Raw genomic sequence first — 25128 nt, 5'->3', positions numbered from 1 at the left:
CGTTCTCCCTTCCGCAGGCCGTCTCGGTGTCGCGGAGGGCGGTCCCCCACCCTCCGGGCGGACCCCGGCGAAGGCGTCCACTGACCTGCAGAACGCCAGCTCATCGCAGTTCATTCGCCGGTGGAACACCCGCACGGCAGTCGACCCGAAGAGTTAACAGCCCGACAACACATCGGTCATTCGGCGGCGTGGCGGTCGAGGAACGTGTAGACGTCCGCCTCGTCCACGCCGGGGAACGCGCCGGGCGGCAGCACCGACAGCACGTGCGAGTGCGCCCGCGCCGACGGCCAGGCCATGCCCTCCCAGCGCTCGGCCAGCTCGGCGGGCGGACGCTGGCAGCAGTCGCCGTCCGGGCAGGCGGAACGGTGCCGGTTGGTGGTCTCCCGGCCGCGGAACCAGCGCGAGTCCTCGTACCGCACGCCCAGCGTGATCGCGAAGTCGCGCTCGTGGCTGGGGTCGATGTGCGACAGGCACCAGTAGGTGCCCTTGGGCGTGTCGGTGTACTGGTAGTAGACGGAGAACCGGTCGGCGGCCTGGAACACGTGGCGGCCCGCCCACTGGCGGCACATCCGCTGCCCCTCGATCGCGCCGGTCTCGTCCTGCGGGAACACCAGGCCGTCGTTGGCGTACGCCTTGTAGATGGTGCCGTTCTCGTCGTTCTTGGTGAAGTGCAGCTGCAGGTCCAGGTGGTGGGTGGCCATGTTCGTGAAGCGGTGCGCGGCCATCTCGTAGGACACCGAGAACACGTCGGCCAGGTCCTCCACCGACAGCTCCCGGGCCGCCTTGGCCTCCTGCAGGAACGGCACGACCGAACGCTCGGGCACCAGCACGGCGGCGCCGAAGTAGTTGGCCTCCACCCGCTGGCGCAGGAAGTCGCCGAAGTCGCGGGGCACCTCGTGGTCGAGCGCGATGTGCCCGAGCGTCTGCAGCAGGATCGTGCGGGGGGTGTGCATGCCGAGCTGCTCGCGCTCCAGGTAGATGCGCCGGTTGCGCAGGTCGGTGATCGACCGGACCGACCGCGGCAGGTCCTGGACGTACCGCAGCTCGAACCCGAAGTGGCTCACCAGCGCCATCAGCACGCCCTGGGACACCGCGCCGCCCCGGTAGCCGACCGCGTCCAGGGTCTGGGCGGCGGCATGCTCGATCTCGCCGAAGTAGTTGCCGCGCTCGTGCATCTGGCGGCGCAGCTCGGCGTTGGCCTTGCGCGCCTCCTCGGGGCTGGCGGTGGGCTTGGTGCGGCTGCGCCGCAGCTCCCCGTACAGCGTGAGGATGTGCTCGATCACCTCGTTGGGCAGCCGCTTGCTGACCTTGAGGTGGGACAGGCCGAGCGACCGGTACAGCGGGTCGCGCTGCGCCTCCTCCAGGGCGATCTCCAGCTGGGCGCGGCGGCTGGGCGGCTGGCGGCGCAGCAGCTCCTCCACCGGCACCTCCAGGGCGGCGGCCAGCGCCTGCAGCAGCGACAGCTTGGGCTCGCGCCGTCCGTTCTCCAGCAGGGACAGCTGGGACGGGGCGCGCCCGACCCGGTCGCCGAGGTCCGACAGCGTCATGCCCCGGGCCCTGCGCAGATGGCGCAGCCGCTGCCCGAACGTCACGAGGTCTACGTCGCTCGTCAAGTTGAGAGGTTCTTCTGACCGCAAGGTCGTCATGGCTTCATGTTAGCGAAAAATCGCCACATCTTCTGTTACTCGCCGGTTCATCTGGGCGGGACGCCGTGGGCATAGTCGAGACAAGCACCCAGGGGACGACACGGAAGGGCAAGATCATGAGCGACAGTCGCCTCAAGGGCGCCGCCGAGGAGCTCCAGCGCAGGTGGGAGACCGACGACCGGTGGAAGGGCGTCGAGCGCACCTACACCGCCGAGGACGTGATCAGGCTGCGCGGCTCGATCCACGAGGAGCACACCCTGGCCCGCCTCGGCGCCGAGCGCCTGTGGAAGCTGCTGCACGAGGAGGACTACGTCCACGCCCTCGGCGCGCTCACCGGCATGCAGGCCGTCCAGCAGGTCAAGGCGGGGCTGAAGGCGATCTACCTGTCCGGCTGGCAGGTCGCCGCCGACGCCAACCTGGCCGGGCAGACCTACCCCGACCAGAGCATCTACCCGGCCAACTCGGTGCCCGCCGTGGTCCGCCGGATCAACAACGCGCTCATGCGCGCCGACCAGGTCCAGTGGTCGGAGGGCTCGGGCGACGTGCACTACCTGGCCCCGATCGTGGCCGACGCCGAGGCCGGCTTCGGCGGCGTGCTGAACGCCTTCGAGCTGATGAAGGGCATGATCGCCGCCGGTGCCGCGGGCGTGCACTGGGAGGACCAGCTGGCCTCCGAGAAGAAGTGCGGCCACCTGGGCGGCAAGGTGCTCGTCCCGACCTCCCAGCACATCAAGACGCTCAACACCGCCCGGCTGGCGGCCGACATCGAGGACGTCCCCTCCCTGATCATCGCGCGGACCGACGCCGAGGCCGCGACCCTGATCACCACGGACGTCGACGAGCGCGACCGCGAGTTCATCACCGGCGAGCGCACCGCCGAGGGCTTCTACCGCGTCCGCAACGGCATCGAGCCCTGCATCGCCCGCGCCAAGGCCTACGCGCCGTACTCCGACCTGATCTGGATGGAGACCGGCACGCCCGACCTGGAGCAGGCCCGCCGGTTCGCCGAGGCGGTCAAGGCCGAGTACCCCGACCAGATGCTCGCCTACAACTGCTCGCCGTCGTTCAACTGGAAGAAGCACCTGGACGACGCCACCATCGCCAAGTTCCAGCGCGAACTGGGGCACATGGGCTTCAAGTTCCAGTTCATCACCCTGGCGGGCTTCCACGCGCTCAACTACGGCATGTTCGACCTGGCGCACGGCTACGCCCGCGAGGGCATGACCGCCTACGTCGACCTGCAGGAGCGCGAGTTCGCCGCGGTGGAGCGGGGCTTCACGGCCGTCAAGCACCAGCGCGAGGCCGGCACCGGCTACTTCGACCTGGTCAGCACCGCCATCAACCCCGACTCCTCCACCACCGCCCTGAAGGGCTCCACCGAGGAGCAGCAGTTCCACTGAGCAGCCACGTGGGGGGCGACCCCCACACCCCCGTCAGTCGGCCAAACGGTCCTCGCTCCGTAGGACTCCGCTGCGGCCACAGCACCACGTGGGGGACGACCCCCACACCCCCGTCAGTCGGCCAAGCGGTCCTCGCTCCGTAGGACTCCGCTGCGGCCGTTTGGCCTCCTCGGGATCCTTGTCTCGCCCCTGGGATCCCGTCTCGATGGTCCTCAGTCCGCGTAAGGCTCACCGCTGAGGACCGGGCCGGCTCCGCCGGCGCGTAGAAGGCCCCTCCGTTCCTACACCCGGAGGGGCCTTCTCGTTCGCCTTCGCACGTCCGGGAACCGTGAGCTCGTCTCACGGTTCTTTCGCATGACCGGAAGTGAGCACATGGCCCGCGACATCTCGACTTCGATCCCTCTTGGCGTCAGGGTGGGCAGGCACTGTCGATCTTTTGAGCCCGCTTCACGAGAGGGGATTCCGACGATGGCGTCGCGCACCACCTCGCGCCTGCTGCCCATCGCGGTCGCCGCGGCCTGCGTGGCCGCGCTGGTACCGGCGGCGAGCGCCGCAGCCTCCGGCGGGGGCCGCTTCACCCCGGGCGCCCCCGGCGTCGGCGACGAGTACTTCCCGCTGGAGGGCAACGGCGGGTACGACGTCCGGCACTACGCGCTGGACCTCGCCTACGACCCCGACCACGACCAGCTGGACGGCACCGTGACGATCACCGCGCGGGCCACCCAGAACCTGTCGAGGTTCGACCTGGACCTGTCGGGGATGCACGTGAGCAAGGTCAGGGTGAACCGGTCCACGGCGAGGTTCACCCGCAACGGCCAGGAACTCGTCATCACGCCGCGGCGCGGCCTGCCCAAGGGCGGCACCTTCACCGTCGCCGTCACCTACGGCGGCGTCCCCCAGACCATCGTCGGTTCGCCCATCGTGTTCGGGTCGCCGTACGGGTTCCTGCACACTCCCGACGGCGCGTTCGTCGGCGGTGAGCCCAACGGCGCCTCGACGTGGTTCCCCTCCAACGACCACCCCAGCGACAAGGCGACGTTCGACTACGCCATCACCGTCCCCAAGGGGCTCGGGGCCATCGCCAACGGCGTGCTCAAGGGGCAGAAGGACCGCAAGGCCGTCTTCAGCAGGCGGCCCGCGCCGATCGAGGCCACCACGTTCAGGTGGCACGAGAACAGCCCGATGGCCACGTACCTGACGACCATCGACATCGGCAGGTGGGACGTGAAGACGGGCCGGACGCCGCTCGGCACGCCCAACTACACCGCCGTCGACCCCGAGCTCCTCAAGACGCAGCCGAACGCGGTCGGCTTCTTCTTCGACACCACCAGCGAGGCCACCGACCTGTGGACCAGGACGTGGGGCCCCTACCCGTTCAACACCACCGGCGCCATCGCCGACGACGCCCGCTACGAAGGCCAGCCGCTCGGGTTCTCCCTGGAGACGCAGGGCAAGCCGGTGTACTCGGCGGTCCGCAACACCTCGACCATCGCGCACGAGCTGGCGCACCAGTGGTTCGGCGACAGCGTCAGCCCGGCCCGCTGGAAGGACATCTGGCTGAACGAGAGCTTCGCCACCTGGTCGCAGCTGTACTGGAACGAGCTGCACGGCGGGACCAAGGTCGCCGACGCGGTGCGGGCGACCTACAACGCCCGGCCGTACCCCGACCCGGCGGGCTCGCCCTGGTGGTCGGTCGTGATCGCCGATCCCCAGCGCGACACCATGTTCAACAATCGCGTCTACAACGGCGGCGCCATGGTGCTGCAGTTCCTGCGTGAACGGATCGGCGACGAGAAGTTCTTCGCGCTGCTGCGCACGTGGGTGGCCCGGCACAGGTACGGCAACGCCACCACCGAGCAGTTCACCGCGCTCGCCGAGCGGGTGTCCGGCCAGGACCTGGGCGCGTTCTTCCGCACCTGGATCTACTCGCCCGGCAAGCCTCCGCTGCCGTAGCGAACCCGACATCCACCGAAAAATGGCATGCGGCCCCACCCCTCCCTTAGTAGCGTGACCCACGATCACGAACGGGGAGGGGTGACGCCGGCTCATGGCCAGGCTCAACCAGATCATCGCCGTGGAGAAGGGCGTCAAGTCGCGCACGCAGCGGGAGCTGGCCGACGCCTACCACGAGCTGCAGAAGCCCGCGCTGCTGTCCGGTATATCCCGCACCTACCGGCCGCGCGACGACGAGGGCGAGACGCTGCCGCCCGAGTCGACCAAGGTGCAGGTCAAGGCCGAGGACGTGCTGCGCGAGGCGGCCCGGTCGCTGACCCGGCTGTTCGACGTCGTCGCCACCAAGGACTGGGCCAACTGCGACGCCCGCGCGGACGTGGTGGTCGACGGGCGGACGATCCTGTCCGGCGTGCCGGTGACGTACCTGCTGTTCCTGGAGAAGCAGCTCGCCGAGCTGCACACGCTCATCGGCCGCCTGCCGGTGCTGGACGCCGCCGAGACCTGGACGTTCGACGAGGGCCAGGACGTGTGGCGCAGCGAGCCGGTGGAGACCGCCCGTACCAAGAAGGTCCCGCGCAGCCACGTGCTGTACGAGGCGACCGACAAGCACCCGGCCCAGGTGGAGATGTACCACGAGGACGTCATCGTGGGAACGTGGACGAAGGTGTCGTTCTCGGGCGCCATGCCCGCGCGGCGCGTCAACGAGCTGCGCGACCGGGTGGAGCGCCTGCAGGCGGCGGTCAAGTACGCCCGCGAGGAGGCCAACAACATCGACGTCAGTGACCGCAAGGTGGGCGACGCGGTGTTCGCCTACCTGTTCGGCCGCGACAACTGAAAAAGGCTCCCCCGCTGGAGCGCGGGGGCGCGTCCGGGGCGACCCGGGCGTGAAGCTGAGGATGAGGCTCAGTCTGATTCCACGTGCGGTGACAGCCGGAGGTTCGAATCCTCCCCCGGGTACTCGGGCCCCGGGTAGCTCAGCGGCAGAGCGGCCGTGCGGTTCAAACTCAGACTCTCGCTCCAGAATCAGCACACTCCGCTCATCGCCGGACCGACCGGGGACGGACGGCATTCTCGGTGGCGCCAGTTCGAATCTGGTCCGCGCCTCTCGCGGCGCGGTAGCTCAGCCGGTAGAGCTCGAGAACCTCAGGACTGATCCGTCTCCTTAAACGGCCGGCGTGCGCAGGCGAGCGGAAATCCACCAGGGCCCCGGGGTATGGGTAAACCCCGGGGCCCACCCTTTGTCCCGTCAATTCCGTGGAACGGCCCCATGATCATGCGTAAGCTCTAGGCAAGTGGGCGTTCTTCCGTGGGTTGCGTGGTACGCGTTCCGCCGTCACACCGCCTATCCCCTCAGTTCGGCCGCTGAGGCGGTCACCAACACCGCGTTCGGGTTCATGCGCGCCTGGATCCTGGTGGCGCTGTGGCACGAGCGTCCGGCGCTGGGCGGCTACGACGTCGCCGACGCGATCACGTTCAGCTTCCTGACCCAGGCGCTGATCGGCCCGGTGCAGATCTTCGGCGGCATCGACCTGACCCGGCGGATCCGGGACGGCGACGTGGCGATCGACCTGTACCGGCCGGTGGGCCTGCAGGGCTGGTGGCTGGCCGACGACCTGGGCCGCGCGGCCGGGACGCTGCTGCTGCGCGGCGGGCTGCCGCTGGCGGCGGGCGCGCTGGTGTTCGGGCTGCGGCTGCCCGGCCCGTACGGGGCGGCGGCGTTCGCGGTCTCACTGGCCCTGGCGGTGGTCGTGGGGTTCGGGCTGCGCTACCTGGTGGCGCTGGCGGTGTTCTGGCTGCACGACGACCGGGGACTGAGCGCGGTGGCGCTGGTCCTGTCGCTGTTCTTCTCCGGGATGATCCTGCCGCTGGTGGCGTTCCCGGGCTGGCTGGGCGAGGTCGCGCGGGTCCTGCCGTGGGCGGCGCTGATCCAGGTGCCCGCCGACGTGTTCCTCGGCAAGCACGGCGGAGCGGACCTGGCGGCGGCGCTGGCCTTCCAGGCGGCGTGGGCGGCGGCGCTGCTGGCCGCGGGGCGGCTGCTCACCACGGCGGCGCGGCGGAGGCTGGTGATCCACGGTGGGTGACGGCGCGGGCGGTCTCGCGATCCGCGTGTACGCGCTGCTGGCCTGGACGTGGGTGCGGTCGGCGGCGCAGTACCCGGTGTCGATGACGCTGCTGGGCCTGGCCACGGCGGTGGTGAGCGCGCTGGACGTGCTGGCGATCACGCTGATGTTCGCGCACACGCCGCGCATCGCCGGATTCGACACTCACGAGGTGCTGTTCCTGTACGGCACGAGCGCGCTGTCGTTCGCCGTGGCGGACCTGCTGCTGGGCACCACCGAGCGGCTGGGCCTGCACATCCGGATGGGGACGCTGGACACCATGCTGGTGCGTCCCGTCAGCCCGCTGATCCAGATCGCCACGGAGGACTTCTCGCCGCGCCGGATCGGCAAGCTGCTGCCGGGGATCGTGGTGCTCGTCCTCGCCCTGCCCCGGCTGGAGACCGACTGGACGCCCGGCCGGGTCGCCCTGGTGCCGGTGCTGGTCGCGTCCGGTGTCGCGATCTTCGGGGGGCTGTGGGTGCTGACGGCGTCGGTGCAGTTCCTGCTGGTCGACGGGCACGGCGCCACCAAGGCGGTGACCTACGGCGGGTCGTTCCTCACCCAGTACCCGCTGAACATCTTCGCGCGGGACTTCGTCCGCGGCGTCACGTTCGTGGTGCCGCTGGCGTTCGTGAACTGGCAGCCCGCGCTGTACGTGCTGGACCGGCCCGACCCGCTCGGGCTGCCCGCGGCGTTCCGGTTCGCCTCCCCGCTGGTCGCGGCGCTGGTGTGCGCGCTGGCGGCGGTGGCGTGGCGGGCCGGGCTGCGCCGCTACCGATCGACGGGAAGCTGACCGGGGGAGCCGAGTGCGCATGATCGAGGTCGAGGATGTCACCAAGTCGTTCACCGTCCGCCGCAGGACGGGCCGGTTCCGGCGGAGCCGGGCGCGCGTGCGGGCGGTGGACGGCGTGTCGTTCGGCGTCGAGCCCGGCGAGTTTGTCGGCTACCTGGGGCCCAACGGCGCGGGCAAGTCGACGACCATCAAGATGCTGACGGGCATCCTGACCCCGTCGACGGGCACGGTGCGGGTGTGCGGGCTGGACCCGTCGCGGCAGCGGACCGCGCTGGCCCGCCGGCTGGGCGTGGTGTTCGGGCAGCGCACCACGCTGTGGTGGGACCTGCCGCTGCGCGACAGCCTCACCCTCGTCCGGCACCTGTACCGGGTGGAGGCGGCGGCGTTCCGGTCCCGGCTGGCGGAGCTGACCGCGCTGCTGGAGCTGGGGCCGTTCCTGGACACCCCGGTCCGGCAGCTCAGCCTGGGGCAGCGGATGCGCGGCGACCTGGCGGCCGCGCTGCTGCACGACCCGCGGGTGCTGGTGCTGGACGAGCCGACGATCGGGCTGGACGTGGTGAGCAAGGCGACGGTGCGCGGGTTCCTGGAGCGGCTGAACACCGAGCGCGGCACCACGGTCCTGCTCACCACGCACGACCTGGGCGACATCGAGCGGCTGTGCCGCCGCGTCATGATCGTCGACCATGGGCGGCTGGCCTACGACGGCGGCCTGGCGGGGCTGCGCGACGTCGTCGGCGCCGACCGGCAGCTCGTGGTGGACCTGGCCCGTCCCGCGCCGCCGATCACGCTGCCCGGGGTGGAGGCGGTGCGGGTGGACGGGCCGCGGCAGTGGCTGCGGCTGCCGCGCGAGGCGAACGCGGCGGCCGTGGTGGCGGCGGTCGCCGAGCGGCACGAGGTGGTGGACATCGCGCTGCGGGAGACCGACATCGAGGAGCTGGTGACCCGGCTGTACGGCCGGGCGCGCGACGACCGCGCCCCCAGCCGGTAGGAGGTCGGCCGGTTTCGGGAGCCGGTTCGGTCGTCGGTTCGGGAGTCAGTACGGGGGTCAGTACGGGGGCACGTCGTCGGGACGGCTCGACCAGCGGCGTGGCGCCCAGGTGGGCGCCAGCAGGGCGAAGCCGACCATCGCGTACAGGCCCGAGCCGAGCAGGGTCCGCAGGCCGGCGTCCAGGTCGCCCGCCGGGGGGACGCGGCTCGGCAGGTCGAGGGCGCGCCCCGGGTCGACGAGGAAGTAGGCCGACAGGCCGAGCAGCACCAGTGCCGGGACGAGCGACACCAGCGGCGAGGCCCAGCGCGCGACGATGACGACGCCCGCCATCAGGCCGACCGCGGCCAGCAGCGCGAAGGACCCGTGGATGCGGGTGCGGTCGGTGATGTCCTGCCCGGCCACGTCGAACGACCGGGCGGCCTGCGCGTACCCCCAGGCCGCCCCGTACAGCAGCGCCGGGGTGAGCACGACGCCGAGCAGCAGTCCGAACGCATGACGCATCGCACATCACATCCTTCGGACGGCCCGCGGGGGCGGGCCGATGGACGCCCGTACCGCCCCATCACACCACGCACATCCGTAACGGCGCATCAGGTCCGTCTCTCCCCCACGGAGAACGGTGTCCGATATTCCGGTATCCGCACACCCCAACGGGGGTGTTCGTTTTGACGCTGTACGGCGGGGCATCTGGCGGTGCATCCGTTCCGACCTCAGTGGAAGGATGAGACATGTCGACCGCAGTGATGGTCGTCATCGCCGTCGTCGCCGTCGCCGTGCTGGCCGGCGCCGGGTTCCTGGCCTGGACGCTGGCGCGCACCCGGCGGCTGCGGCGCAGATTCGGCCCCGAGTACGACCGCGCCGTCGAACGGCACGGTGGTCGCGCGGCCGCCGAGCGCGAGCTGCTGGCGCGCGAGCAGCGGCACCAGGAACTGGAGCTGCGCGAGCTCGACCCGCACCGGCGCGAGCAGTACCGGCAGCAGTGGACGCGGGTGCAGGAGCAGTTCGTGGACGCCCCCGAGGCGGCCGTCGAGCAGGCCGACCGGCTGGTCACCGAGGTGATGGGCGAACGCGGCTATCCGACCCGCGACTTCGACGAGAAGGTCGCGCACCTGTCGGTGGAGCACGGCCGGACGCTGGACCACTACCGGCGCGGTCACGCCATCAGCACCCGCGCGGCGCACAGGCAGGCGTCCACCGAGGATCTGCGGCAGGCCATGGTGCACTACCGGGCGCTGTTCGAGGACCTGCTGGCCGTCCCCGACACCGAGCGCCACGCCGCCCAGCCCCGCACCCCGGACGGGCACGCTCCCGGGCACCACGCTCCCGGGCACCGCGCTCCGGAGCCCCGCGCCGCGGAGCCGCACGCCGAGGCACACGCGGGCGGCCCCCGAGGCGATGTCCCGCAGGGCGGCCGGCGGATGCCGCGCTCCTGACCGCACACCGCACCCGAGGAGGTGACCAGCATGCCCACCCATCCAGCCGACTCCGCGGACGGCCGGTCGCGCGACGTCCGCGTCGCCGGCGTCCCGCCGCGTCGCACCGAGGCGCCGCGTCACGCCGAGCCGTCCCGCGACGCCGAGCCGATGCCGCACGGCGACCCCCTGCCGCATGCCGCGCCGGCCGCCCGGCCGACGTCCCCCGAGCAGACCGCGCCGACGCGTCCTGACCGGCCGTCTCCCGCGCACGCCGCGCCGACGCGGCCCGAACTGGCCAAGGAGGAGGTGGCGACCCGGTTCCCCGAGCCGAACGCCGACTCCGGCTCCGGCCGTGACGACCGGCTCATGGCCCCGGCGGAGGCGCAGCGCTTCCGCGAGCGCTGGCGCGACGTGCAGGCGAGCTTCGTCGACGACCCCGGGGAGGCCGTGCAGCGCGCCGACCGGCTGGCGGCCGAGGTGGTGGACGCGCTCGGCCAGGCGCTGACCGCGCGCAGGCGCGCGCTGAACGAGCACTGGAACTCCGGCGAGGGCGACACCGAGCGGCTGCGGCGGGCGCTGCGCGACTACCGCGGGCTCGTCGACCGCATCCTCGGCGCCTGACGGCGCCCCTGCCCCGGCCCCGTTACGTCCTCCCGGGGCCCATGGTCCTCGGCCGCCCGTCGTCCCCGCTCGGCGGGCGGCCGACGAAGATCACCGATTCCCCTCCGGGCGCCGTGCCGCCTGTGTACCTTGTGCAACCTGTCCACGGGCCGTGACGGCCCGTCCGCACGAGGGCGCGGCGGGCCCGCCGCCCCGCACGACCCCGGGTGGAGGATTCCGGAATGTCTTCATGGGCCGACCGGCTCGACGAGGCCCTGCGGCGGTGGGACCGCGGCGAGACCGGCGCCGCGGTCGCGCTGCTGCGGGAGGTGGCCGCCTCGGGCGATCCGCAGGCGGCGCCGGAGGCGTCGCACCGGCTGGCCCAGGTGCTGCAGGCCGGGGGCGACCTGGCCGGGGCCCGCGCCGCGCACCGCGCGGTGGTCGACTCCGGACATCCGCTGTTCGCCCAGCGCTCGGCGCTGGCGCTGGGCCTGCTCATGGTCGACGACGAGGAGTGGGCGGCGGCGCACCGCGCGCTGACGCTCGCCTCCGAGGGCGGCGACCCGGAGATCTGCGCCCTGGCCGACACCGCGCTGGGGCACGTGCTGGCGCGGCTCGGCGACCCGGCGGGGGCGCGCGCCGCGCTGGAACGCGCGGCCCGGTCCACCGACCCCGAGGTCGCCGAGCTCGCCGGGCGGCTGGGCGCGTCCGCCGCCAGCCTGGACGCCGCGCTCGACCCGGAGACGGCGCGGGCGGCGCTGGAGCACGCCACCGGCCTCGCCGACCGGGCGGACCGGGGCGACGAGGAGGCGGCGGGCGAGGCCGAGGCCGTCTTCCGGCATCTGCTGACGTGCGGCGACGCCGAGGTGATGGCGTCGGCCGCGTTCGGGCTGCACGACCTGCTCGTCGCCCGCGGGCGGTACGCGGCGGCGCGCGAGGCCGTCGAGCACGCGGTGGCGGTCGGCCGCCCCGAAGACCTGCCCGTCGCGTACCGGCTGCTCGGCGCGGTGCTGACCGAGCTGGGCGAGTACGCCGAGGCGCGTGAGGCGTACCGGCGCGCCGCGCAGGACGCCCGCCCCGAGCACCGGCTTCCCGCACTGGTCGAGGAGGGCAGGCTGGCGTCCCGGCTGGGCGACGACGACGCCGCCGCGGCGATCTTCCACCGGGTGATCGCGGCCGGGCACGACGAGCACGCGCTGCGCGCGCGGGCCTGCCTCGCGCACCTGCACACCGAGGCGGGCCGGACGGACGAGGCGCTGGCCGCCTGGCGCGCCGTGCTGGAGGACGAGGCGCAGGACGACGACGGGTACGCCGAACAGGCCGTCCTCGCCCTGGCCGCGCTGCTGCGCCGGGTGGAGGACGGGTCGCCCGAGCACGCGGCGGTGCTGGACGCCGTGCGGATCGCCGCCGACCATCGCGACCCCGACGTGGCGTACCGGGCGCGGCTGCTGCAGGCGCACGCCGCCGTCCGCGCGCCGCTGTCCGATCCGGACGCCGAACGGGCCGTCCAGGACACCGACCGGGGCCTGGACCTGCTGCGCGACGGCGACCTGGCCGGGGCGCGGCGGCTGCTGCGCCGCGCCGTCGACTCCGGCACCGGGGAGGTCGCGCTGCGCGCGGAGGTGTCGCTGGCGCTGCTGGAGCTGGGCGAGGGCGACGCCGACCAGGCCGAGGAGCTGCTGGCGCACGTCGCCGAGGCGGGCGACGTGCAGCTGACGCTGCTGGCCACGGTGTACCTGCACGCGCTGCGGTCCCCGCTGGGGGCGCGGCATCCGGTGCTGCGCGGCCCGGTGGACCACCAGCGCCTCGGCCGCGAGCTGGGCGTGGCGAGCTGGCAGGAGGCCGCCGCGGACGGCGACGCGGCCGCGGCGGCGCCGGCCAAGGCGATGCTGGCGCAGCTGCTCGGCGGCCTCGGGCTGGACCTGGCCACGACGGCGCGGATGTACCAGGAGGTCATCGACTCCGGCGACCCGCTGGCGTTGTCGTACGCCGTGCTGGCCTACGAGGAGCCGCTCGTCCACCAGGGCCGCCGGGACGAGGCCGTCACGCTGCTGCGCCGGGCGCACCGCGAAGGGCACCCGCTGCTGGCTCCGTGGGCGGCGCTGCGGCTGGGGTGCAGGCTCGCCGAAGGCGACGACGACCTGCCCGAGGCGCGCCGCGCGCTGGAGGCGGCCCTCGCCGGTCCCCCGGCCGTGCGGGACGAGGCCGCCGGCGCGCTGCTGGGCGTGCTGGAACGGCTGGACGACCTGCCGGCGATGTGCGCGCTGTACGAACGCGTCATCGCCGAGGCGGTGGCCGCGGACGACGCCGGGCGCGCGGCCCGGCACGCGTGGCTGCTGGGCCTGACCCTCGTCCGCACGGACGACCCGGCCGCGGCCCGCGAGGCGTTCGCGCGGGTCCCGCAGGACGATCCGCAACTGGCGTTGTGCGGGCTGTATGCGCGCCTGCTGCTGGACGGTGACTTCGACGCCGCCGTCCGCGCCCTCATCCCCGTCCAGGCGTACGGCGACGACGACCCGCGCTACTGGATGGCCACCCGGCTGGCCCTGGAATGCGCGCACGCCTGGCAGCGCGCCGGTGACACGGCGTCCGCCGACGCGGCGCTGTCCCTGGTGCTGGCCGCCGGGCATCCCGAGTACGAGCAGGAGACGGCGGGCTACCTGGGCGCGCTGCGGCGCGAGGCGGGCGACCTGCGCGGCGCCGTCACCGCGTGGCGGCGCGCGGCCGCCACCGGGGACAACCTGTGGATCGCGGGGTTCGCCCTGCACGGCGTCGGCTGCTGCCTGCACGACCTGGGCGATCCGGACGGCGCCGCCGAGGCGTTCCGGCGCGTGCTGGAAGGCGAGCGGGCGCGCGACGGCGAGCCGGAGGAGCACGTGCTCGACGCCGCGCGCCGGCTCGGCGAGATCCTGGCCGGTCAGAACCGCGCCGACGAGGCCCGCGAGATCCTCGACCGGTTCTTCGGGGACGCCGCGCCGCTCCTGCTGGGCGCGGCGCTGGACGCGGCCGGGCACCACACCGAGGCGGCGGCCGTGCTGCGGGAGACCGCCGCCGATCCGCACTCGCCGGCGGCCGCGGTCGCCGCGTTCAACCTCGGTCACTCGCTGGCCCGGGCGGGGGACGTGGACGGCGCCGCCGAGGCGTTCGAACGCGCCGCCGTCGACGGGTCGAAGGTCGCCGGGCACGCGCTGGTCGCGCTGGGCGACCACCTGCGGGAGGCGGGCGACGACGCGGGGGCGCGCGCGGCGTTCGAGCGCGCCGCCCGCGACGCCGACGAGACCGTCGCGCGGCGGGCGCGGCGGCGGCTCGGCACCGCCACCGCGCTGGACCGGGCCTGGCTGCTGCTCACCGACGACGCCGACCGCGAGGGCGCGCTGGCGGCCTTCACCGAGGTTCACGGCTCGGCCGACCTGGCCCGCCTCACCGTCGCCCTGCACGATGGGGACGTGGAGGCGGCGCGCCGCCCGGCCGAACGTCTCGCCGGTGACGACCGGGCCTACGACCTCGTCCTGCGGACCGCGCACGAGCTGGACGCCGCCGGGCAGGCCGGCGAGGCGGCGAAGCTGTACGAGCTGGCCGTGGCGTCCGGCGGTCCCCGGCACGCCGGCTGGGCGCTGCTCGGGCTGGCGGCGCAGGCCGCCGACCGCGCCGACGTCGCCGAGGCCGAGCGGCTGTGCCTGCGGGTCACCGCCCACGACGATCCGGAGCTGGCGGGCACGGCCTGGGACAACCTGCGCGTTCTGCGGCTGCGCCGCGACGACGTGCCCGCCGCGGTGCAGGCCGCGCGCCGGGCCGTGGAGTGCGGCCGGCCGCCCGTGGTGACCCGGGCGGGACGCTGGCTGGCCGACGTCCTGGAGGAGAACGGCGACCTGGACGGCGCGCGGGAGGTGCTCACCCGCGCCGCCGCCGTCGACGACCCCGGCGCGACGGCCGCCCTGCGCGCGCTGGTGCTGCTCCTGCAGCGGCAGGGCGACGACGAGGCGCTGGCGGAGGCGGCCGGGCGGGCGATCGACGGCGGCGACCCGGAGACGGTCGCGGTGGCGTACTCGGCGCTGGCCTACGCGCGCCGCGCCCGCGGTGACGACGCGGGGGCGGCCGAGCTGCTGCGGCGCGCGATCGCCGAGGGCGACCCGGAGTCCGCCGCCGTGTTCCGGCTCGACCTGGCCGGCCTGCTCAGGGACGGGGGCGACCGGGACGCGGCGCTGCGCGAGTACGAGACGGCGCTGCGTTCCGGCGAGCCGGTCGCCGTCGCCATGGGCGGGACCCTGCTCGGCGAATGGCTGCACGAGGAGGGCGACCTGGCGGGGGCCGCCGGGGCGTTCGCCGCCGCCGCGGCGGTGGACGCCGAGCCCGGGTCCCGGCTGGCCGACTGGACGCGGGGGGCGATGAACCACCTGTCGGCCATCGCGCGCCAGGCGGACGAGGCCGGCGACCACGGCACGGCCGCGCACGCGCTGACGCTGGCGGCACGGGCCGGCGCGTACGACGACGCGGTGCAGGCGGCCAGGACCTTCGCCGACGCGCACGCGGCCGGCGGCGACGTGGACACCGCGCGCCGCTACCTGGAGGCGGCCGTCGGGTTCGACCCCGCCCGGGCGCCGGCGCGCCGCGCCGACCTGGCGGCCGTGCTGGCCGCCGGCGGCGAGGTGGACGAGGCCCGCGCCATCCTGACGGAACTGCAGGACGACGAGGACGCCGACGTCCGCGTGAACGCGGGCATCGAGCTCGTCAGGCTGCTGATCCGCGCCGGGGACGAGGACGCCGCGTACGCGGTGGCCCGGCGCCAGTCGCAGGACGCCGGCAGCCCCGTCGCGTCCATGATGCTCGGCCTGCTCGGGCACCTGCAGCTGGGGCGGGGCGAGCACGAGGAGGCCCTGCGCACGCTGCGCGCCGCCGCCGACGACGACCGGCCGCTTTCGGTGTTCCTGCTGGCCCAGACGCTGGAGGAGCAGGGCGAGGTCGCCGAGGCCCGGGACGTCTACCGGCGGCTGGCCGAAGGCGGCGACCCCGAGTTCGCGGCCCGGGCGATGGTCGCGCTGGGGCAGACGTACCACGACGAGGACGAGACGCAGGCCCGCCGGTGGTACCTGCGCGCGGTCGACACCGGCGACGCCGATCTGTCCCCGACCGCGGCGATGTATCTGGGCGCGCTGGGCAAGCGGGCGCGCGACTTCGACGCCGCGCTGCCGTGGTACCAGCGCGTCATCGACGCGGGCCACTGCGACGCGGGGCTGGCGGCGGCGCATCTGGGCGAGCTGTGCTACTGGCTGGGCGACCGGGACGGCGCCGTCCGCTACTACGAGCTGACGCTGTCCCTGACCGACCTGCCCGACCTGGTGGCCGAGGCCGCCTACCGGCTCGGCGAGATCCGGCACCGCGACGGCGACCTGCCCGCCGCGCGCACGGCGCTGCTGCGCGCGCTGGAGACCGAGGACGCCACGTTCGCCCCGCAGGCCCGCGCCCTGCTGTCCCGGCTGCCCTGACGGCACGCCCGCGGGGCCCGCCCCGGGCTGGCCCGCGGCACCGCGAGGAAGGAATACTGAACCTCATTCGGTACCGCTGCCAAGGAGGATCCAGGGTGTCCGACTACACCATGACGATCGATGGCGAGGCCGTCTCCGCACCGGGCACGTTCGGGGTGGTCAATCCCGCCACCGGCGAGGTGGCCGCGCAGGCCCCGGACTGCACGCGCGAGCAGCTCGACCGGGCCATGGCCGCGGCGCGGGCCGCGCTGCCGGCCTGGCGCCGCGACGAGGCGGTCCGCCGCAAGGCGCTGCAGGCGGCCGCGGACCTGCTGTTCGCCCGGTCGGAGGAGATCGGCAGGATCATCACCCTGGAGCAGGGCAAGCCGCTCAAGGACGCCACCACCGAGGTGATCGGCGCGGGGGTGTGGCTGAAGTACTTCGCCGACCTGGAGCTGCCCCGGGAGGTGATCCAGGACGACGACGCCGCGCTGGTGGAGGTGGTGCGCCGTCCGCTGGGCGTGGTGGCCGCCATCACCCCGTGGAACTTCCCGCTGCTGCTGGCGACCTGGAAGCTGGTGCCCGCGCTGCTGGCCGGGAACACCATGGTGCTCAAGCCGTCCCCGTTCACGCCGCTGTCCAGCCTGCGGCTCGGCGAGGTGCTGCGGGACGTGCTGCCGCCCGGCGTGCTCAACGTGGTGACCGGCGGCGACGAGCTGGGCGCCTGGATGACCGCGCACGAGACGCCCCGCAAGATCAGCTTCACCGGCAGCGTGGCCACCGGCAAGCGGGTGGCGGCGGCGGCCGCGCCCGACCTCAAGCGGGTCACCCTGGAGCTGGGCGGCAACGACCCGGCGATCCTGCTCGACGACGCCGACCCGGCCGCCGTCGCCGACCGGCTGTTCGGCGCGGCGTTCGCCAACAACGGCCAGGTCTGCTCGGCGATCAAGCGGGTGTACGCGCCCGAGAGCCTCTACGACGACGTGGTGGAGGCGCTGGCCGCCAAGGCCCGCGCCGCCCGGGTCGGCGACGGCATGACCGAGGGCGTCGAGTACGGGCCGGTCAACAACGCGCCGCAGTACGAGCGGGTCAAGGAGCTGGTCGCCGACGCGCTGTCGGGCGGCGCGCGCGCCGCCGCGGGCGGCGGGCCGGTCGACGGGCCCGGCTACTTCTTCGAGCCGACCATCCTGGCCGACGTGTCCGACGGCACCCGCATCGTGGACGAGGAGCAGTTCGGCCCGGCGCTGCCGGTCGTGAAGTACCGCGACCTGGACGAGGCGATCGCCCGCGCCAACGGCACCCACTTCGGCCTGTCCGGCTCGGTGTGGGGCGCCGACGCCGACCGCGCCGCCGACGTCGCCGCCCAGCTGGAATGCGGCACCGCCTGGGTCAACACGCACCTGGCGCTCGCCCCCCACCAGCCGTTCGGCGGGTTCAAGTGGAGCGGCGTGGGCGTGGAGAACGGCCCGTGGGGCCTGTACGGGTTCACCGAGATCCAGGTGATCCACCGCTCCAAGCGCTGACGCGGAGAGCCCCCGGCGTGCGAGGCCCCCGGACACGCCGGGGGTCTCCTGTCGTTCTTGTCCCCTTATGTCGGTGGATACGGTTTCGCTCCAAGAAAGTGACCTTTCAACCTCTGGTGGGCGCCTGCCCGGATGCGAGACTCTCTGCCCGGGATATGCACAGCGCCGACCATGTGGAGGGGCCGCATGCAGACGTGGGACGTCATGCGCCAGGACGACAACGGCAACGAGTTCCACGTCGCCGCGCACGACTCGCGGATAGCGGCCCTGGCGCAGGTGCTGGCCCTGGAGAGCGGCGTGCCGCACAAGCAGATGTACTGGGTGTCCGGCCCGCCCGGCCCGGTCGTGCGCACCAACCGCGACCTGTACCTGCACTTCCTGCACCTGGGGCAGGAGGCGCGCGCGGCATCCTGGTCGCTGTCGGCGTTCCTGCGGGCGCTGTGGAAGGTCAGCGCCCCGCTCAGCGACCGCGAGTCCCTCGCCCCCGACGACGTCGCGGCCATGTTCTCCGCCGCGTCCACCACCCCGCCGCCCGACTACGACCCGGCGTGGAGCACCAAGGACCTGTCGCTGCCGGGTGACGAACCGCGCGGCCACGCCGACTGGGAGCGCGTCATCCTGTCCCAGCTCGCCGACCTGGAGGACTTCCTGGCCGCGCCGCCCGGCCCGCACGCCCGCTTCGGCGTGGACGCGCCGCGCCCGCCCGGCTCCGGACGCCGCGCCACCCCGGCCCGCTGGTACAACTTCGACCCGGCGACCTATCTGGAGTGCGCGGTCGCCGGAAGCCTCGGCGGCTGGGACGCCGCGGACGGCGCCCGCGTCCCCCTGTCCACCGGGTCCGGCGACGCGGCGGCCCGCTCGTACGTGCGGCCCCTCACCTCCATGTCGTGGGCGGACCTGGCACGCATCGCCGTCTGCGGGCAGATCTACGAGTAGCCGCCGCCCGGGGCGGTCCCGTCGGAGGGTTCTCGGGCACGCTCCTGTCGGGGGCGGTTCTGTCGGGGGCGGATGCGACACTGGCGCCGTGCACGGCAGGCCGGTCGTCATCAAGGACGCGGGCGGTTGGTGGCGCGCCACCGCGCCGCCCCACCCCGCCCTGCGCCCGTTCCTGCGCCGGTACGAGGGCTACTGGGAGTACGGCGCCTTCCCCGCCACCGTGCGCACCCTGCCCCTCCCCGCCGCCGTCGTGATCGTCAACCTCGGCGCGCCGATGGAGCTGGACGTCCCCGGCGACGGCTCGGGCGGCCACACCTCGTTCGTGGCGGGCATGCAGGACGGTCACGGCGCCTACCGGCACGCGGGCGGGCTGCGGGGCGTCCAGCTCGACATCACCCCGCTCGGCGCCTACACGCTGCTCGGCGTCCCCATGGCGCGGCTGACCAACGCGGCCGTCGAGCTGGCCGACCTGCTGGGCCCGGGCACGGCGTCGTTCGTCGGCCGCCTCGCCGAGACCCCCGCCTGGGCCGACCGGTTCGACCTGCTGGACGAGCTGCTACTGCGCCGTCTGGGCACCGGTCCCTCCCCCGCGCCCGAGGTGCGCCGCGCCTGGGAGCTGCTCACCGCGTCCGGCGGCGCCGTCCCGGTGGCCGACCTCGCCGGCGAGGTCGGCTGGAGCCGCAAGCACCTCAACGACCGGTTCAAGCAGCAGGTCGGCCTGCCGCCCAAGGTCATGGGCCGGATCCTGCGCTTCCACCGCGCCCTGGGCATGATGACCCGCCATCCGCGGCGTCCCTGGGCCGACGTCGCCCACGCCTGCGGCTACTACGACCAGCCCCACCTCATCCGCGAGTTCCGCGCCCTGGCGGGCTGCACCCCCACCGACCTGCTCGCCGCCCAGGCCACCGTCTCCCTGACCACCACCAGTCCCAACCCCTGACCGAGGCATGGTTTACCGGCGACGGCGGGCGGGGCGACGATCGGAGTGTGCGCCTGATGCTGCTCGGGGTCGGCACGGCGGGCTCGACGAGGTTCGCGCCCGCCGGGCTGCTGGTCGAGTACGGGCGCACGCACGTCGGTTTCGACGGCGGCCCGGGGTCGGAGCCGCCGGAGACCGTCCAGGCGTGGCTGGTGCGCCGCCGGGACGACGCCGTCTACCCCGAGCTGTGCCGGATCGCCGGCGACAGCGGCATGCCGCATCCGGCCGTCGCCTCGTTCAGGCACGGGGCGCTGCACGTGGAGCCGCTGCCGCTCCCGGGGGACGCGCCGGTCGGCTACCGGATAGCGGCGGGCCACCACACGGCGGTCTGGGCGCCCGAGTGCCGGGGGCTGCCGCTGTGGGCCGAGGACGCCGACCTCGTCTTCGCCGGGACGCCCGGGATGCGGCAGACCGTCGAGGCGGCACGGCGGCTCGCGGTGCGCAGACTCGTGTTCGCCCGCCTGGACGAGGAGGCGTGCGCGGCGATGGACGCGGGCAGGGGCCCGCCGTTCGGCGAGTGGGGCGTGGAAGGCGGCCGGTACCGCATGTGACGGCCCGCGCACGCGGCCGCGACGTCCCGCCTCCGTTCGCGTCTCATCCCACCGGGTTCACCCGGAACTGGCGGCCACGGCCTCGAACACCTTCATGTCGGCGTCCCAGTCGGTGCCGGGGCGGGGCCAGTGCACGGCGATGTCGGTGATGCCGAGCTCGGCGTAGGCTCCGGCGAGGTCGGCGAACGCCTCGGCCGAGCGCAGCCACGGCTCGTGGGTGAAGCCGGTCAGGAACAGCCGCCGCAGCTCGGCGGGGTCGCGTCCCTCGGCGGCGCACGCCTCGTCCAGGCGGGCGAGCTGGTCGCGCACGGTCGCGCGCGGGTCGTCGGCGTCGCCCGCGGTGGTGACCCACATCGCGCCGTACCGGGCGGCCAGCCGCATGCCGCGCGGGCCGGTGGCGGCGATCGCGAACGGCACCCGGGGCCGCTGCACGCAGCCGGGCTCGGTCAGCACCTCCCGCGCCGAGTAGTACGTGCCGGTGAAGGTGGTCTCCGGGCCGCGCAGCACCAGGTCGAGCAGCCGCACCCACTCCTCGAACCGCGACGCGCGTTCGCGCGGCGACCAGTCGGGGCCGCCGAGGATGCCCGCGTCGGACCGGCGGGTGCCGCCGCCCGCGCCGATGCCGACGGTGAGCCGTCCCCCGCTGACGTGGTCGATCGTCTTGATCGCGTGCGCGGTCGGCACGGGATGCCGGAAGTTCGGCGAGGTGACGAGCGTGCCGAGCCGGATGCGGGAGGTGACGGCCGCGGCGGCCGCCAGCGTCGTGTACGCGTCGTACCACGGGGTGGTGCCGCGCCACGCGACGTGGTCGTACACCCAGGCCGCCGCGAACCCCAGCTCCTCGGCGCGCCGCCACGTCCGCCCCGCCTCCGGCCACGACGTGGTCGGCCACATCACCGTGCTGATCTGCGGTGTCGTCACCCGCGCTCCCTCCCTGTGCCCCCGCTGCCGAATGTGATCATCCCATGCCGTCGCCGGCGTCCGGCGGGCGACGGGCTCGGTGGCGAGAGCCCGTTCGCACGGCGGCGAGACCGTCCACGCACAGCACGACCTTCCACGCCGGGTGCGCGTGCAGGGTGACCGCGGCGGCCGCGTCCGTGAGCGGGATTGCCGTCCGGCCGGGTCTGGACGGGCGCGGACGCGGTGCGCTTTGGTGGTCGCAGACGAAGGCAAGGAGTCGCCCGTGTCCGAGAACGAGGAGTTCCTCGAGAAGCTGCCGCCGCAGGACCTGATCTTCCGGCTGCCGCCCACCTTCGACAACGTCGAGGACGAGCGCCGGCACCGCAAGGAGCGCCTGGCCGCGGCGCTGCGGCTGTTCGGCAGGTTCGGCTTCGAGGAGGGCGTGGCCGGGCACATCACCGCGCGCGACCCGGAGCACCTCGACCACTTCTGGGTCAACCCGTTCGGGATGTCGTTCAAGCACATCAGGGTCAGCGACCTGATCCTGGTGAACCACGAGGGAAAGGTGGTGGAGGGCCGCTACCCGGTCAACGAGGCGGCGTTCGCCATCCACTCCCAGGTGCACCAGGCCCGTCCCGACGTGGTGGCCGCCGCGCACAGCCACTCGGTGCACGGGCGGGCGCTGTCGGCGCTCGGCCAGAAGCTGGAGCCGATCACCCAGGACGTGTGCGCCTTCTACCAGGACCACGGCCTGTTCGACGACTACACCGGCGTGGTCACCGACCTGGAGGAGGGCAAGCGCATCGCCGCCGCGCTCGGCGGCACCAAGGCGGTCATCCTGCGCAACCACGGCCTGCTCACCGTCGGCGACACCGTCGACGCCGCCGCCTGGTGGTTCATCACCATGGAGCGCTCGTGCCAGGTGCAGCTGCTGGCCAAGGCGGCGGGCCCGGTGGTGCCGATCGAGCACGACAACGCGGTGCTCACCCACCGGCAGATCGGCAACGACCTGGTCGGCTGGATCAACTACCAGCCGCTGTACGACCAGATCACCCGCGAGCAGCCCGACCTGTTCGACTGACCCGGCCGGGAGCCGGCGCGGCCGGGCGGACGCCGGCCCCGTCGCCGCCGCGACGACGACGGGGCCGTCCGCATGCGCTCGGCTCTCGCGCGGGCCTTACCGGCGGGCTTCGACGGCTCCGGCGAAGGCGTCCATGAGGTCGCCGAGCTCGGTCTCCTCGTCGCGGCGGGCCAGGATCGGCTCGGCCAGCTCCGGACGCACCGCCGCCATGCCGGCGGCCACCGACAGCAGGGCGCGGCGCACCTGCCGTTCGGGATGACCGGCCAGCCGCTCCACGACCTGCCGGTAGCGGGGGTCCTCCGGACGGCGCCCACCGGACGCCAAGGCCGGCATGTCGGCCGCCATCAGGCGGTTCAGCCCGCGGACGAGGTCGCGGGGCCCGGCCATGGGCTCGGCCAGCAGCCCCGCCAGGATCTCGTCGACCGGCACGGTCGGCAGCACCGCCGTGACCGCGGCGAACACCTCCTCGGCGGGCTCGGCCTCATCGCCCACGACACAGACGACCCGGGCGCCGAGCTCCGGCGACTCCAGGTAGACGATCTGGGCCGTGTCCCCGGCGCGCCAGACCTGCCGCCCCAGCTCGGAGAACCCGGGGGGCCTGGCGTCGATCCGGTTCCAGCCGCGTGCGGCCGCCAGCGCGTCCAGCGCCTCCCGGTCGGCGTGGTCGGCCAGCACCGCGCCGCGTTCGCCGCCGAACCTCTCGAGGTTCACTCCTCGTCCTCCCCGCCCAGGTCGTCCCAGGTCTCCACCGGGTTCCCCGCGTCGTCCACCATGACCGGGTCGCCGCCGAAGTAGTCCCCGAAGGCGTTGAAGGTGTCCTCGGCGGGCCGGTCGAGCCGTTCCTCGATCTGCGCCAGCAGCTCCGGATCGGTCTCGGTCAGCGCGAGCTCCTGCAGCAGGAACCGGTAGTTGTACCAGCCGGCGATCTGCACCAGGTGGCGGCGCAGGCCGGGCTCGGGCCGGTCGGCGTACTCGCGCAGCCGCATGGTGCGGCGCAGGTCGCCGTGCCACAGCGCCGCCCGGATGCGCAGCGCGCCGCCGACGTGCGTGTCGACCTCCATCTCGTCGGGGTCGACCAGGTCGTCCTCGGCGCAGTAGTCGAACCCGGTGAGCGCGCCCACCACGTCCAGGGGAAGGTCGAGGGGGAAGCTCTCCTCGTGCGTGTCGTTGAGCCGCCGCACCACCGCCTGGTGGGACTTGGGCGAGGGCCGGTACCGCACGGCCGCGCACACGATGCCCTGCGTGTGGATCTCGAACGACAGGTAGGACCGCGAGTGCAGGGTCCGCCACGTCATCGACGGGACGCGGCCGAGCCGCTGCCGCTTGTGCCCGCCGTCGCGGTCGGCGGCGAGCATGTCCAGGGGACGGACGAACTCGACGTCGTCGGCCAGCGGGTCGTCCAGGTGGTCGCTGCCCCACGACTGCGGCTCGACGTACTGCACGAGCGTGTAGTAGCGGTCCAGGTCCAGCCCGTTGATCTCGACGAACGAGCCGTCGTAGACGTTGGGCACCAGCACCTCGTGCCGGAAGCCGAGGAAGCCGCGGGCGAACGAGGTCAGCTCGGCGCGCCGCAGCGCGGGGCGGGGGAACACGCCCTCCAGCGCCTCGGCGACGCCGTCCGCGGTGGGCTCGACGGGGATCCACAACCACGCCGGGTAGAACGAGCCGAGCGCGCACCACAGCCGGTCGGGCTCGGACGGGTCGAGGTACCAGGCGGCCTCGACCTCGTAGCCCATGCCGCGCCGCGCCACCGCCGGGCCGGTGCCCACCAGCACCTTGCCCTCGCGCAGCTCCAGGTCGTCGTCGTCCAGGTGCTCCACGCTCACGGTGCCGGACGACTCGCGGCCGTCCGCGTCGCCGTGCGCGTCGGCGGGCTCCCACTGGTCGGGGGCGCGCCAGTCGATGCCGAGCCGCTCCCCGACCGGGTCGCCGGTCAGGGCCGCCCACCATGCGGGGGGTTGGTTCATGGTCCTCGGGTGGTTCCTTCCGGGAGGGGGTGTCGCGCGGAGGAGCGGCCCCTCCCCCGTTCGACGATCACCGGGTGAACCTATCGACTGGCCGTCCCCCGCCGCCGGGCAATCCGGCAATTCGGCGGCGGGGGCCCGTCTCCGGGACGGCCGGGTCTCAGGACAGCCGGGTCACGGACGTGGGGAGCACCACCTGGCCGGTGACGAACTCGCTCCACAGCCCGAAGCGCAGCCGGGTGCCCGGGCGCGCGGTCGTCTCGGCGAAGCCGACCGTCCGGCCGCCGCGCGCCGTGGTGGCGCCGAACGACAGCTCGAAGCGGGACGTGCCCAGGCGGTCCCGCGGGGGCGTGGGGGTGGGCGGCAGGATCTCGTCCAGGGCCCAGCGGTAGTCCCCGCGGTACGGAGCGGCCACCGGCTCGAAGGTCTGCTCCAGGACCACGCCGGTCGCCGGGATCACCACGAGCACGCCGGGCAGCCTCCCGACCCTGGTGTTGAACGCCTGCACCTCGTGGCGGGAGCCGTCGAGGTAGGTGGCGCGGCCGCCGCCGACCCGCGAGCCGGGCGGGCAGGCGCCGGTGCCCTTCTCCTTGATCGTCTCGTGGGCGCAGGTCGGGAACGCCTGCGGGTTGAAGCCGACCGAGCGGTCGAACAGGAACACGAAGCGGCGGGCCGCGGCCGGGACCTGCCCGGACGCGGTGCGGCTGTGCCGGTCGAACGCGATCGTGACGCTGCGCCCGGCGCCCCTGGTCGCCGTCACCGACAGCGTGTCGAGATTGCGCGGACCGTCCACGTCCGGCTCGTACGGCCGCTGCGGGCCGCCGGGCGCGGGGTCGGG

General features: G+C 74.0%; 20 protein-coding genes. 14 read left to right on the top strand and 6 right to left on the bottom strand.

Annotated elements, in window-relative coordinates:
* Nucleotides 1-176 precede the first annotated feature (176 nt).
* A complete protein-coding gene (locus ABD811_RS35710; protein WP_344956613.1) occupies nt 177-1613 on the bottom strand; it encodes a helix-turn-helix transcriptional regulator in 1437 nt (478 codons plus the stop codon).
* A gap of 149 nt (nt 1614-1762) precedes the next feature.
* Here ABD811_RS35710 and aceA point away from each other — a divergent pair, with 149 nt between their 5' ends.
* The 6 genes from aceA (at nt 1763) to ABD811_RS35680 (ending at nt 8879) form a co-directional block, all read left to right on the top strand.
* Complete coding sequence (gene aceA / locus ABD811_RS35705) at nt 1763-3046, top strand: isocitrate lyase (protein WP_344956611.1); 1284 nt, start codon at nt 1763-1765, stop codon at nt 3044-3046.
* Between the two features lie 468 nt (nt 3047-3514).
* Nucleotides 3515-4999, top strand: a complete 1485-nt coding sequence (locus tag ABD811_RS35700) for a M1 family metallopeptidase (protein ID WP_344956609.1) — start codon at nt 3515-3517, stop codon at nt 4997-4999.
* 94 nt (nt 5000-5093) lie between these two features.
* Entirely contained in the window at nt 5094-5834 is a 741-nt protein-coding gene (locus ABD811_RS35695; protein WP_344956606.1) for a DUF7873 family protein, read from the top strand.
* 457 nt (nt 5835-6291) lie between these two features.
* Nucleotides 6292-7080 (top strand): ABC transporter permease, encoded by a 789-nt coding sequence (locus ABD811_RS35690; RefSeq protein ID WP_344956604.1) that lies wholly within the window; start codon nt 6292-6294, stop codon nt 7078-7080.
* Nucleotides 7073-7891, top strand: coding sequence for an ABC transporter permease (locus ABD811_RS35685; RefSeq protein WP_344956602.1), 819 nt, complete (start codon nt 7073-7075; stop codon nt 7889-7891). The genes ABD811_RS35690 and ABD811_RS35685 overlap by 8 nt, the downstream gene beginning before the upstream one ends.
* A gap of 19 nt (nt 7892-7910) precedes the next feature.
* Entirely contained in the window at nt 7911-8879 is a 969-nt protein-coding gene (locus ABD811_RS35680; protein ID WP_344956600.1) for an ABC transporter ATP-binding protein, read from the top strand.
* Nucleotides 8880-8936: 57 nt separating this feature from the next.
* Here the strand turns inward: ABD811_RS35680 and ABD811_RS35675 are convergent, their stop codons facing one another.
* The gene (locus ABD811_RS35675; protein ID WP_344956598.1) at nt 8937-9380 is read right to left on the bottom strand and encodes a hypothetical protein; all 444 of its coding nucleotides are present in this window, start codon (nt 9378-9380) and stop codon (nt 8937-8939) included.
* Nucleotides 9381-9607: 227 nt separating this feature from the next.
* On the opposite strand from ABD811_RS35675, the gene ABD811_RS35670 reads away from it, so the two are divergent.
* From ABD811_RS35670 to ABD811_RS35640, 7 genes are all read left to right on the top strand, one after another.
* Complete coding sequence (locus ABD811_RS35670) at nt 9608-10312, top strand: hypothetical protein (RefSeq protein ID WP_344956596.1); 705 nt, start codon at nt 9608-9610, stop codon at nt 10310-10312.
* 30 nt (nt 10313-10342) lie between these two features.
* Nucleotides 10343-10915, top strand: coding sequence for a hypothetical protein (locus tag ABD811_RS35665; protein WP_344956594.1), 573 nt, complete (start codon nt 10343-10345; stop codon nt 10913-10915).
* Between the two features lie 221 nt (nt 10916-11136).
* Nucleotides 11137-16377 carry a tetratricopeptide repeat protein gene (locus ABD811_RS35660; RefSeq protein ID WP_344956592.1) on the top strand — a complete coding sequence of 1747 codons (5241 nt, stop codon included), beginning with the start codon at nt 11137-11139 and terminating at the stop codon, nt 16375-16377.
* Between the two features lie 95 nt (nt 16378-16472).
* Complete coding sequence (locus ABD811_RS35655; RefSeq protein ID WP_344956590.1) at nt 16473-17879, top strand: aldehyde dehydrogenase family protein; 1407 nt, start codon at nt 16473-16475, stop codon at nt 17877-17879.
* Nucleotides 17880-18065: 186 nt separating this feature from the next.
* Nucleotides 18066-18815, top strand: a complete 750-nt coding sequence (locus ABD811_RS35650) for a hypothetical protein (protein WP_344956588.1) — start codon at nt 18066-18068, stop codon at nt 18813-18815.
* Between the two features lie 88 nt (nt 18816-18903).
* Nucleotides 18904-19755, top strand: a complete 852-nt coding sequence (locus ABD811_RS35645) for a helix-turn-helix domain-containing protein (RefSeq protein ID WP_344956587.1) — start codon at nt 18904-18906, stop codon at nt 19753-19755.
* Between the two features lie 47 nt (nt 19756-19802).
* Nucleotides 19803-20345, top strand: coding sequence for an MBL fold metallo-hydrolase (locus ABD811_RS35640; protein ID WP_344956585.1), 543 nt, complete (start codon nt 19803-19805; stop codon nt 20343-20345).
* 57 nt (nt 20346-20402) lie between these two features.
* Here the strand turns inward: ABD811_RS35640 and ABD811_RS35635 are convergent, their stop codons facing one another.
* On the bottom strand, nt 20403-21266 hold the full coding sequence (locus ABD811_RS35635; protein WP_344956583.1) for an LLM class flavin-dependent oxidoreductase: 864 nt from the start codon (nt 21264-21266) through the stop codon (nt 20403-20405).
* Nucleotides 21267-21528: 262 nt separating this feature from the next.
* Between ABD811_RS35635 and ABD811_RS35630 the strand changes: the two genes are divergently transcribed.
* Nucleotides 21529-22326, top strand: a complete 798-nt coding sequence (locus ABD811_RS35630; RefSeq protein WP_344956580.1) for a class II aldolase/adducin family protein — start codon at nt 21529-21531, stop codon at nt 22324-22326.
* A gap of 96 nt (nt 22327-22422) precedes the next feature.
* On the opposite strand, the gene ABD811_RS35625 is transcribed toward ABD811_RS35630, so the two are convergent.
* The 3 genes from ABD811_RS35625 to ABD811_RS35615 form a co-directional block, all read right to left on the bottom strand.
* Complete coding sequence (locus tag ABD811_RS35625) at nt 22423-23037, bottom strand: hypothetical protein (protein ID WP_344956578.1); 615 nt, start codon at nt 23035-23037, stop codon at nt 22423-22425.
* Nucleotides 23034-24293, bottom strand: a complete 1260-nt coding sequence (locus ABD811_RS35620) for a hypothetical protein (RefSeq protein WP_344956577.1) — start codon at nt 24291-24293, stop codon at nt 23034-23036. Before ABD811_RS35620 ends, ABD811_RS35625 begins: the two co-directional genes overlap by 4 nt.
* 157 nt (nt 24294-24450) lie before the next feature.
* Nucleotides 24451-25128, bottom strand: a 678-nt coding sequence (locus ABD811_RS35615; protein ID WP_344956574.1) for a hypothetical protein, incomplete at its 5' end; no start/stop codon positions are given.

It is taken from the genome of Actinomadura miaoliensis (genome assembly GCF_039536785.1).
GTDB classification, from domain to species: Bacteria; Actinomycetota; Actinomycetes; order Streptosporangiales; family Streptosporangiaceae; genus Spirillospora; species Spirillospora miaoliensis.
The sequence above is the reverse complement of the archived record's forward strand: the minus strand, read 5'-3'. Positions and strand labels throughout refer to the sequence as shown.

Bases quoted from the DNA above. Each gene is read 5' to 3' on its own strand.
- aceA (WP_344956611.1), top strand. From the start codon at position 1,763: ATGAGCGACAGTCGCCTCAAGGGCGCCGCCGAGGAGCTCCAGCGCAGG.
- ABD811_RS35700 (WP_344956609.1), top strand. From the start codon at position 3,515: ATGGCGTCGCGCACCACCTCGCGCCTGCTGCCCATCGCGGTCGCCGCG.
- ABD811_RS35695 (WP_344956606.1), top strand. From the start codon at position 5,094: ATGGCCAGGCTCAACCAGATCATCGCCGTGGAGAAGGGCGTCAAGTCG.
- ABD811_RS35680 (WP_344956600.1), top strand. From the start codon at position 7,911: ATGATCGAGGTCGAGGATGTCACCAAGTCGTTCACCGTCCGCCGCAGG.
- ABD811_RS35675 (WP_344956598.1), bottom strand. From the start codon at position 9,380: ATGCGTCATGCGTTCGGACTGCTGCTCGGCGTCGTGCTCACCCCGGCG.
- ABD811_RS35670 (WP_344956596.1), top strand. From the start codon at position 9,608: ATGTCGACCGCAGTGATGGTCGTCATCGCCGTCGTCGCCGTCGCCGTG.
- ABD811_RS35665 (WP_344956594.1), top strand. From the start codon at position 10,343: ATGCCCACCCATCCAGCCGACTCCGCGGACGGCCGGTCGCGCGACGTC.
- ABD811_RS35660 (WP_344956592.1), top strand. From the start codon at position 11,137: ATGTCTTCATGGGCCGACCGGCTCGACGAGGCCCTGCGGCGGTGGGAC.
- ABD811_RS35650 (WP_344956588.1), top strand. From the start codon at position 18,066: ATGCAGACGTGGGACGTCATGCGCCAGGACGACAACGGCAACGAGTTC.
- ABD811_RS35620 (WP_344956577.1), bottom strand. From the start codon at position 24,293: ATGAACCAACCCCCCGCATGGTGGGCGGCCCTGACCGGCGACCCGGTC.